This window comes from Candidatus Pelagibacter communis (assembly GCF_001180185.1).
Taxonomy (GTDB): domain Bacteria; phylum Pseudomonadota; class Alphaproteobacteria; order Pelagibacterales; family Pelagibacteraceae; genus Pelagibacter; species Pelagibacter ubique_F.
Genome location: NZ_CVSS01000039.1, coordinates 17,678 through 27,914 on the forward strand (window position 1 = coordinate 17,678; position 10,237 = coordinate 27,914).

Annotated in this window: 13 protein-coding genes; 3 read left to right on the forward strand and 10 right to left on the reverse strand. The window is 28.7% G+C overall.

Going from position 1 to position 10,237, the window contains the following annotated elements; all coding sequences use genetic code 11:
- Positions 1–4 precede the first annotated feature (4 nt).
- From AMN95_RS02655 to AMN95_RS02695, 9 genes are read right to left on the reverse strand one after another with little or no spacing between them, the layout of a single operon-like run.
- Positions 5–778, reverse strand: coding sequence for an FkbM family methyltransferase (locus AMN95_RS02655; protein ID WP_075522444.1), 774 nt, complete (start codon positions 776–778; stop codon positions 5–7).
- A complete protein-coding gene (locus AMN95_RS02660; protein ID WP_075522445.1) occupies positions 779–1,450 on the reverse strand; it encodes an ABC transporter permease in 672 nt (223 codons plus the stop codon).
- Positions 1,450–2,142 carry an ABC transporter permease gene (locus AMN95_RS02665; protein WP_075522446.1) on the reverse strand — a complete coding sequence of 231 codons (693 nt, stop codon included), beginning with the start codon at positions 2,140–2,142 and terminating at the stop codon, positions 1,450–1,452. Before AMN95_RS02665 ends, AMN95_RS02660 begins: the two co-directional genes overlap by 1 nt.
- A gap of 45 nt (positions 2,143–2,187) precedes the next feature.
- Positions 2,188–3,018 carry a transporter substrate-binding domain-containing protein gene (locus AMN95_RS02670; protein ID WP_256997927.1) on the reverse strand — a complete coding sequence of 277 codons (831 nt, stop codon included), beginning with the start codon at positions 3,016–3,018 and terminating at the stop codon, positions 2,188–2,190.
- Between the two features lie 58 nt (positions 3,019–3,076).
- A complete protein-coding gene (speD, locus tag AMN95_RS02675) occupies positions 3,077–4,117 on the reverse strand; it encodes an adenosylmethionine decarboxylase (RefSeq protein ID WP_075522448.1) in 1,041 nt (346 codons plus the stop codon).
- A gap of 1 nt (position 4,118) precedes the next feature.
- Positions 4,119–4,775: a class II aldolase/adducin family protein gene (locus AMN95_RS02680; protein ID WP_075522449.1), complete on the reverse strand. Its 657-nt coding sequence runs from the start codon at positions 4,773–4,775 to the stop codon at positions 4,119–4,121.
- Complete coding sequence (gene mtnA / locus AMN95_RS02685) at positions 4,772–5,842, reverse strand: S-methyl-5-thioribose-1-phosphate isomerase (RefSeq protein WP_075522450.1); 1,071 nt, start codon at positions 5,840–5,842, stop codon at positions 4,772–4,774. Before mtnA ends, AMN95_RS02680 begins: the two co-directional genes overlap by 4 nt.
- The gene (locus AMN95_RS02690) at positions 5,843–6,751 is read right to left on the reverse strand and encodes an alpha/beta hydrolase family protein (protein WP_075522451.1); all 909 of its coding nucleotides are present in this window, start codon (positions 6,749–6,751) and stop codon (positions 5,843–5,845) included.
- Entirely contained in the window at positions 6,748–7,620 is an 873-nt protein-coding gene (locus AMN95_RS02695; RefSeq protein WP_075522452.1) for an S-methyl-5'-thioadenosine phosphorylase, read from the reverse strand. The genes AMN95_RS02690 and AMN95_RS02695 overlap by 4 nt, the downstream gene beginning before the upstream one ends.
- Before the next feature lie 41 nt (positions 7,621–7,661).
- On the opposite strand from AMN95_RS02695, the gene AMN95_RS02700 reads away from it, so the two are divergent.
- Positions 7,662–8,189, forward strand: coding sequence for an adenine phosphoribosyltransferase (locus tag AMN95_RS02700; protein ID WP_075522453.1), 528 nt, complete (start codon positions 7,662–7,664; stop codon positions 8,187–8,189).
- A 9-nt stretch (positions 8,190–8,198) separates the two neighbouring features.
- Positions 8,199–8,879, forward strand: coding sequence for a class I SAM-dependent methyltransferase (locus AMN95_RS02705; protein ID WP_075522454.1), 681 nt, complete (start codon positions 8,199–8,201; stop codon positions 8,877–8,879).
- A gap of 2 nt (positions 8,880–8,881) precedes the next feature.
- Here the strand turns inward: AMN95_RS02705 and AMN95_RS02710 are convergent, their stop codons facing one another.
- The gene (locus AMN95_RS02710) at positions 8,882–9,757 is read right to left on the reverse strand and encodes a glycosyltransferase family 2 protein (RefSeq protein WP_075522455.1); all 876 of its coding nucleotides are present in this window, start codon (positions 9,755–9,757) and stop codon (positions 8,882–8,884) included.
- A 54-nt stretch (positions 9,758–9,811) separates the two neighbouring features.
- On the opposite strand from AMN95_RS02710, the gene AMN95_RS02715 reads away from it, so the two are divergent.
- On the forward strand, positions 9,812–10,237 hold a 426-nt coding region (locus AMN95_RS02715), incomplete at its 3' end, for a GDP-mannose 4,6-dehydratase (RefSeq protein ID WP_143323763.1).

Below are 10,237 nucleotides of genomic sequence, written 5' to 3' on the forward strand. Positions count from 1 at the left end.
CTCTTCAAATCTTTCTTTTAAATAGAAAATCACAATGATTATTAATTTTTGGTGACTTATAAACATAATAAAAATTTTTTTTTTTTAATTTATCTTTAATAATACTGAAGCTATTAATTTTAAAATTCACCTCTACATAAATAAAATCAATTAATTTGACAAAGTCCGTTTTAATTAATTGATTTATTACTTCCAATTCATGTCCCTCTACATCAATTTTTATAACTTTTCTATAATTAGAATTTATTAATCTATTTAAAACCTTAAAATTAACAGTTTTTATTGAATATAAATTTTTAGATAAATTTAAGTATCTATTTTCTATTGTTGCGGTACCTGTATGATTTTTGTTGAATTGAATTTTTGCTTTACCATTGTATTTGCTAATTGCAAATTTCTTAGCTATGATATTTGTAAATTTGTTAATTCTAATATTTTCTTTTAATAATTTGAAAGTTTGATCAACTGGCTCAAAGGCGATAATTCTTTTTATATTTGTATTTTTTGATGCTATTAAGGAATAAATGCCTTGATTTGCACCAATATCAATAAATTCATAATTCTTTTTTAATCTTTTAATAAAATCAGAAAAAAAATAGCCATAAGTTCCATTAAAACATAAATTGAAGGTAGCATCTCCCCAATTAGAATTTAGATAAACACCATAAGCCGACTTAACAATTTTTGGTTTAAATAAATAATAAAACCTTATTCTTAATCTTTGATAGATTCCATTAATACCTTCTTGTCTAATTATTTTAATTATTTTTTGAAACATTTAGTGTTGATATTTTTTTTCTAAAAATTTAATCAAATTATGAATTATAAAAGTCATAAATAGATATATTCCACCAGCAACAATAAATACCTCAATTGGTTTAAAAGTTGTTGAAATTATATACTTCGCAACACCAGTTAAGTCCATCAAAGTTACAGTACTTGCTAATGAGGTGCCTTTTAGCATTAATATGATTTCATTGCCATATGCAGGCAAAGATTGTCTTATTGCGATTGGAATTTGAACTTTATAGAAAATTATTTTGGTAGATATTCCTAAACTTTTTCCAGCTTCAATTATTCCAGGCTTTATAGTTTGAAATGCAGATCTTAAAATTTCAGAGGTGTACGCACCAGTATTAAGTGCAAAAGCAATAATAGCACACCAGTAAGGTTCTTTTAAAATAACCCACAGAAAAGATGATCTTAAAGACTCAATTTGACCCAAACCAAAATAGATGATGAAAATTTGAACTAACAATGGGGTGCCTCTAAATACATAAGAATAACCATAAGCAAATCTATTTACAAAAATATTTTTATTTAATCTTAGAATTGCAAATAAAAGACCAATAAATAATCCTACAATAAGAGAAACTGACAAAAGTTTTAAAGTTACAACAGTAGCATTCAATAACTTTGGGAAACTGCTGATCATAAGCCCTAAATCCATTAATGCCCCCTGCTATACTTGACTTCTAATTTATTGATTAATTTCATGCTAAGAAAGGTTAACAATAAGTATAAAACTGCAGCGAAAGAGTAAAAGAATAATGGATCTCTAGTTGAACCAGCTGCAATATAAGACTGTCTCATAATTTCAACTAAACCTGTAACAGAAATTAAAGATGTATCTTTTAGAGTAATTTGCCAAACATTGCTAAGATTAGGAATTGCAAGCCTTAACATTTGAGGAAGTATAATTTTATAAAACTGTGAAAATTTACTCAAACCTAATATTTTTGCAGCCTCAAATTGACCTTTATCGATTGATTGAATAGCGCCACGAAAAACTTCTGTGGAATAGGCTCCAGATATTATTCCAATTGCAAATGAACCTGTTACAAATGCGTTAATTTCAATATATTCGTTATAGCCAAATATTGAGGCTACATACATAATTGCACCACTGCCTCCAAAAAAGAAAAGATAAATTACCAATAATTCGGGAACACCTCTGATAACAGTTGTATAAATGTTACCAACAATATTTAAGGATTTATATTTTGAGAGTTTTAGCGGAGTAAAAATTGCAGCAAAGCTGAAACCAATTAACATTGCTGTAATTGAAACAGCAATTGTCATTAGGGTAGCACGAAATAATTCGTCACCCCAACCAGTGTCTCCAAATGCTAGAAGTTCCATAAAGATTGGCGACTATACATGATAGTCGCCAAATCTAAAATTGAATTACATAGAAGCGTCGAAACCGAACCATTTAGTAGCTATTCTACTAATATCTCCGTTCTTTCTCGCTTTATTAATTGCGGCATTAAACTTTTTCAGAAGTTCGGTGTCATCTTTTCTAATACCAACACCAACACCATTTCCAAATGCGCCACCTGAAAAAGTTGGTCCAGTTAAAACAACCGGTTTACCAGATTTTTCTGCATAATCACTAAATGCTACCGCAGCAGCTAATGCAGCGTCACATCTTCCAGATGCTAAGTCAAGGTTAACTTCATCTTGTGTTTTATAAGTTCTCACATTTACTTTTCCAACATCACCTGAGTCTAAAAAGTTTTGGTGAATTGTAGCGGTTTGGACACAAACAGTTTTACCTGCAAGTGCTGCTGTAAGAGTTTTTAATGCTTTCTTTGCAGCCGCATTAGGTTTAGTTAAATTAATTCCAGCTGGAGTATCTAAACCTTCAAGACTAGATCCTTTCATAACTGCTAAAGATGCAACTTCATCTGCATAACCTTGAGAAAAGCTTATAGCTTTTTGTCTTTCCGCAGTAATTGACATTCCTGCCATTATTGCATCAAATTTTCTCATAATTAATGCTGGTATCATTCCATCCCAATCTTGCTCGACTATCGTACATTGCTCACCAATATATCTACAAAGTGTCCAAGCCAACTCAACTTCAAATCCAATTAATTTACCAGACTCATCTTTTGAGTTCCATGGAGGGTAAGCGCCCTCTGTTCCTATTCTAATTTTATCAGCATTAACATTTCCTATGACTAATAAAGAAAGTAGTGCTGAAAAAATAATTTTTTTGAATATATTCATCATTCTCTCCTTTAATAAAAATATAAGTATTTCATAAATTATGGATTTAAAAAAGAAAAAATTAGTGATTTATCGATGAAGAAAAATTCCACGCACAATCAAAACTAGGCACGTAAACCCTAGATAATTTAGTATTTCCAAAATGATGATGAAATACATTCAGCCAATTTTCAACTTGGTGGGGTTTTTTATCTTGACTACCTACTTGAGCAGTAATAACTCCTTTAGGTTTAAGTATTCTTACTAGAGAGTCCATATTTTTAGCAGCAAGATCTATACAAAACTGGTCATCATTAAGATCAACAAATATATGATCATAAGTATCTTCTTTAACTGATTTAATACTTTCAAAAGCGTCTCCCCAAACACACTTAACAGAATTTTTTTCAGTAGCTTTTTTTCCAATATTTCCCAAATGTTTATTACAAACTTCAACAACTTCTGGATCTAATTCATACCAGTCTATAAAATTAAACTTTTTTGAAATACATTCTCGTGCAACACCACCATCACCACCGCCAATTATTGCGGCTCTTTCATTTTTTTTATTCAAATTTAGTCCTGCTCCGACAAAAGTTGAACTATACAAATGTTCATCTGAAGCTGCTACTTGTATTTCACCGTCAATAAATAAAGATTTTCCAAATTGTTCTAATTCTAAAATTTCAATGTGTTGACCAACTTTTGATTTAAAGTCTTCTAAAACTTCATTTACAACATATGACTTTTGTAATCCAGGTGAACTATAAATGTCATGGTAAAGAGATCTAGTATCTCTATTAAATTCTTTTTTAACAATTCTTTTGTGTTCAAATTCTTTTTTTATAATATCAATTGCTACGGATGGACTTATTTTTCCACATGTAAAAAAATCAAAACTTATTATTCCTTTTTCTGGAAAAGTGTGAAAACTTATATGACTTTCAGCCAATAAAGCTAAAATAGTAAAACCTTGAGGTTCAAATTTATATTTTGAAATATTCAAAATAGTTACATTGGCTGCTTTAGCTATTTTATTAATAACTTTCTCATAAACTGAAGGATCGTACTCTTTTGAAGTACCTATAATATCTAAAGTAATATGCTCCCCAACTTTAATCATCTTACCCTTTTTTATAATTCTTAGCCTTATCTAAGACTTTTTTCATTTCTTCAAATGAAAGAATCTTAGGTTGTCCTAATTTTAAAGCAATAGTGTATTGATGACAAATATTTTCTATCTCTTGTGCGAGCTCAAAAGCATCATCTAAATTTATTCCAAAAGCAACCTGGCCGTGATTAGACATTAAACAAGCAGATCTATTTTCTAGAGCTTTAATTACATTTTTAGATAATTCTTCCGTTCCAAAAGTAGCATATTCAGCACATTTAATGTCATCTCCTCCTGCAAGAGCAATCATATAATGAAATGGTGGAATAGATTTTCCATGTGAAGATACAGCTGTTGCGTGTGGAGAATGAGCATGGACAATAGCCTGTGCTTCATTTTTATTTAAATAAATATCTCGATGAAATCTCCATTCAGATGAAGGTTTGTTTGTAGAGTCGTTTTTTTCTTCATCTTCATTTAAACCCATAAAAACAATATCTTCAGGTTTAAGTTTTTCATATTTTTTTCCTGACGGAGTAATTAAGTATCCCTCTTTATTATCTTCTACTCCTCTCAATGATATATTGCCTGACCTAAGAGGTGAAAGATTTGTAGAATTTAATTTTAATGAATATTCAATAATTTGATTTCTTTGGTCTAGATTCTTCATTTGAATAATTCTTTTAGTCCTTTTTCTGATGCTTCACACACACCTTTCTCAGTAATTAATCCCGTAACATATTTTGCAGGAGTTACATCAAAAGCTAAATTCATAACTTTGCTTTTTTTTGGATAAATTTGTATTTTTTTTATATCTCCTTTTTCATCTAAACCTTCCATATGAGATAATTCTTCTGAGTTTCTCTCTTCAATAGGAATATCTTTATAATCTTTTATATTCCAATCTATTGTTGAACTTGGCAGTGCAACGTAAAAAGGAATTTTATTGTCATAAGCTGCAAGAGCTTTTAAGTAAGTTCCAACTTTATTACAAACATCTCCATTGGCTAAAGTTCTGTCAGTTCCAACAATACACATATCAACTTCCCCCTTTTGCATCAAAATACCACCAGTGTTATCTGCAATGATTGTGTTTTCTATACCTTCTTCATTTAACTCATAAGAAGTTAAATTAGCTCCTTGGTTTCTTGGTCTTGTTTCATCAGCCCAAACATGAACTGGAATACCTTTTTTATACGCGTGATATATTGGAGAAGTTGCGGTCCCCCAATTAATTGTTGCAAGCCAACCAGCGTTACAATGAGTTAGAATATTAACTGTATCTTTTTTTTTATTATAGATTTCCTCTATAATCTTTAATCCATTTAATCCTATATTTTTGCAAAACTTCACATCCTCTTCACAAATTTCTTTTGCTTCATTGATTGCTATTTCTAAGATTTTATCACTATTAACGCCTGATAATTTTTTTATCATTCTATCAACAGCCCACTTTAAATTTATTGCTGTTGGTCTTGAACTAATCAAATCCTCTGCAGATTTCTTTAAAAATGATTGATCATTGTTTTCTATAATTGCTAAAACCAATCCATAAGCAGCTGTCGCTCCTATTAAAGGAGCACCTCTAACTTCCATTACTTTAATCGCATTAATTGAGTCCTTAACTGTTTTAAGATCTTTAATTATGAATTGATGTGGAAGTTTTGTTTGATCAATTATTTTTACAACATTGTTTTCAAACCAAATAGTGCGATATTCTTTCCCTTCAATTTTCATTTAATTAATTTTCGATGCAATAAAATCTAAAATTTTTGGATTATATTCTTTAAAACAAGTAGCTCTATCCATATCATGATAATTTTTAATTGGTTTTCCCCACACATTACAACTTTTTCCATTAACCTTGTTGTTTTCAGAAATAACAATCCTTTCAACTCCAGGAACTTCTTCTACCCAATTAGATACTAATCCACCAAATGGATCTTTAGGATGAGTAAAAACTAGAACAGGTAAATTTGGACTTTTTTTAATTTCATCTATTTGAGTTTGTCTCATATTAGCTGGTCCAGGACCTTCTTTTTCCTTAAATTTTTTTAAAGCCTCCTCCACTCCGACTTTATCTACTTTATACACTTTAGTTAAACGACCATAACATTCAGGCACAAAAGAAATACCTCCAGCAATAATATTTTGATATCTGCTAAGCAACATCATTGTCATCCATCCTCCACAAGATCTTCCTGTTAAAAAAATTTGATCTTTTTTAAAACCTTGAGAAGTAAAGTCTTCTATAAGTTTTAAATTTGCATCTAATCTTTTTTCCAGCTTTGGCTTGCCATTATATGGTTCTGTAAATTTTTTCTTATTCCATAATCTTTTATGATCATCCCCTTTCAATTTGCCTGTACAAAAAAGGTAGACAACTATTTCCTTATCTTTAATTTTTTTTCCTACTAAAGATGACATGTTATTCATTCCTCCCTTCCAAGCACAATCATTAGATGGACCATCATGAGTTGTTTGCCCGTGATTATAAATTAATAAAATTTTTTTATGCGGATCACTTATATTTTGATCTTTTATATAACTAACTTTGTCAGTCAAAAAACCACTCTTTGTCATTTTATCAGCCAAAGCACTTGTATTGAAAAAAATAATAATCAATAAAGTTATCAATTTTTTCATTTGTTTAAAACTCTTCCAGCTATTGTATTTAGTTTATCTTTTGTTTTTTTTGTTCTTTTTTCAGGTGCTGTGATAATTGCAACATCTAAACAATTATTAGTTGGATCTTTAGGATCAATATGATCTTCAAAATTTTCAATTAAATTTTTGATCATATTCTTTGCTTTTGCAGCATTACCCAATAAAACTTTTACTACTTGTTGTACATCCACATTGTCATGATCAGGGTGCCAACAATCGTAGTCTGTGACCATTGAAACAGACGCATATCTAATTTCTGCCTCTCTTGCTAATTTTGCTTCAGGCATGTTGGTCATCCCTATTACATCAGCTTTCCAAGATCTATATAAATTTGACTCTGCTAAGGTTGAAAATTGTGGCCCTTCCATCACGACATATGTTCCATTTCTTTGATATTCAATTTTTTCTTTTTTTATAGCCTCTTCACAAGCATTCATTAAACCCCTAGATGTTGGATGTGCCATAGATACATGAGCAACTATCTCATCATCAAAGAATGTTTTTTCTCTAGCAAATGTACGATCAATAAATTGATCAACAATCACAAATTTTCCTGGTGGTAAATCTTCTTTCAATGAGCCCACTGCAGAAACAGAAACTATATCCGTGACACCCAATTGTTTTAATGCATCTATATTAGCTCTAAAATTAATTTTTGAGGGAGAAATGAAATGTCCCTTTCCATGTCTTGGTAAAAAATAGACTAATTTATTGTTGTAATTAGTTTTTAAAATTTGATCTGAAGGTTTTCCCCAAGGTGTACTTAAATCAAGTAATTCTCTTTCTTTAAACTCCTCAACATCATAAAGGCCGCTGCCACCAATGATTGCTAATTTATTTATTGTCATGTTTAAAAAATAATTTATTTATACTTTAATAAATAGAAATTATGAATTTAAAAAATTTTATTAGATCTATTCCTGACTATCCAAAAAAAGGGATTTTATTTAGGGATATCACTACATTAATTAAAGATGAGAAAGCTTTTTCAGAGACAATCAACCAAATTGTAGAAAAATCAAAAAATTTCGAATTCAGCAAAATAGCTGCAATTGAGTCTAGAGGTTTTGTTTTTGCATCAGCAGTTTCTTATATTCTTAAAAAACCTTTTATTATGCTTAGAAAAAAAAATAAACTCCCTGCAGATGTTCATTCGGTAGATTTTGAATTAGAGTATGGCAAAGCAACTATTGAAATTCATAAAGACTCTATAAAAAATAATGAAAATGTTCTAATTATTGATGATTTAATAGCCACAGGTGGGACCGCTGAAGCTGCTGCAAAACTAATTGAAATATCAAATGGTAAAGTTATTGCTTTTATTTTTGTAATCGACTTATTTGATCTTAATGGTGCTAAATTATTAAAAGAAAAAGGTTACAATGTTGAAAGTCTAATACAATTTCCTGGGCATTAAAGATTTCAAATGGAAAAAAAAATTAGAAAATATAAAAGAATTATCAATAAAATTTACTATTTATTATTTGTTGAAAATTTTAATGGCAAACTCAAATTTGATTTTCCTAAAGATTTTAATCGTGTAGACCTAGTTGATTACTTAATCAAAAAAAACGATTACAAAGAATATTTAGAAATTGGATGTGACGATGATCAACTTTTTTCAAGGGTAAATATCAAGAATAAAATTGGTGTAGATCCTGTAAGCGGTGGAAATATAAGAAAAACTAGTGATGAATTTTTTTTAAAAAATAATAAAAAATTTGATATTATTTTTATAGATGGATTACATACATATTCACAAGTAAAAAAAGATATTCTTAACTCAGTAAATTGTCTCCATAGAGATGGAATAATACTTGTTCACGATTGTTTACCAGATAATTTGGGCAAGCAGGCAATACCAAGATATGAGATGCATTGGAGTGGTGATGTTTGGAAAGCAATAGTTGATTTAAGACAAAACAAAGATCTAAATATTTTTACTTGTGAGTTGGATCAAGGCATAGGAATTATTAAAAAAGAGGAAAATACTGAAGTACTTAAAATTGAAAAGTCTATAAATAAACTTAAATTTAAAGATTATTTCAAAAATTATAAGTCATATTTAAGAGTCATTTCTTTAGAAGAGTTCAAAAAAAAATTTTAGCACTAATCTAATTTAGGTCTATATGAAGATTTTTTTCCTAAAAATGCGTTCATAAAGCCAAGGATCCTGCAAACATAAATTTTGCTTTTTCTTCTTTTAAATATACTGAGGTAAAATAAAAATTTTATTAATGCTGAAAAAAAAGATGGCAATCCTTTGAATACGGCAAATGAAAAGCCATAATGTTTTTTGTTAAAATAAAATTTTGACCAAATCCAGTGCCAATTTCTTGAGAATTCAATTTCATCCTTATACTTTTCATCAACACCTTTACCTCCTAAGTGCAATACTTTTGATTTAGGGACAACATAAATTTTTTCTTTAAGATTAATAATTCTTTTACATAAGTCATCATTTTCTAGATATAAAAAAAAGTTTTCATCAAAAAAATAGAAATCTTTTTTTTGTTTTAATCTTTTTGCATTTAATAACATTGCAAAACCATCAACGCTTTTAACCTCAAATGGGTCATTGTCGTTAATTAAACTTTTATTGTCTAATTTATAATTTGGGTATGCCGCATTATCAGATAATGGGGCAAGTATACTGAAAGACTCAATATTTTTTGATGCATTAATTATTTCATTAATTGCATCTTTATTTAAAATCACATCTGGATTTAAAATAAAAACTAAATCATTATTACAGTTTTTGATTCCAAGATTGTTCCCTGCCCCCATCCCAATATTTTCTTTGGATAAAATACATTTAACATTTATATATTTTTTTTCTAAATAATTCTTTAGGGTTGCGTTATTCGAATTATCAATAATTATAATTTCAATTTGGTTATCAATTGACTTTATGCAATCCTCAATTACATGTTCACTTTTAAAACTTACAATTATAACAGTTAAATTTTGCCTAGTTATTGACATGATCCTAATATAATCATCTATACTAAAATTTTTTTGTAATGTAAAAATCAAATAATGAAAAAAATTGTTGTTACTGGTGGATTAGGATTTATTGGAAGCAATCTAATAGATCTACTGTTAAAAAAAAATTATTTTGTAATAAATCTTGATAAATGTACCTATTCATCAAATTTTTATAATGTAAAAGAATTTAAGAATTCAAAAAACTATAAATATTTCAAAATTGATATAAATAGTAAAAAGTTAATAAAGATATTTGATAAATTTAAACCTGTTTGCATTTTCAATTTAGCAGCAGAGACACATGTGGATAGATCAATTGATGATCCTAGTAACTTCATTAAAAGTAATATAGTTGGTGTATACAATCTTTTAGAAAGCTTTAAAAAATATTCAAAAAAAAATAAATCAAGATTAATTCATATATCTACTGATGAAGTATATGGCGATGTATTAACTGGTAGATCAGATGAAAAATAT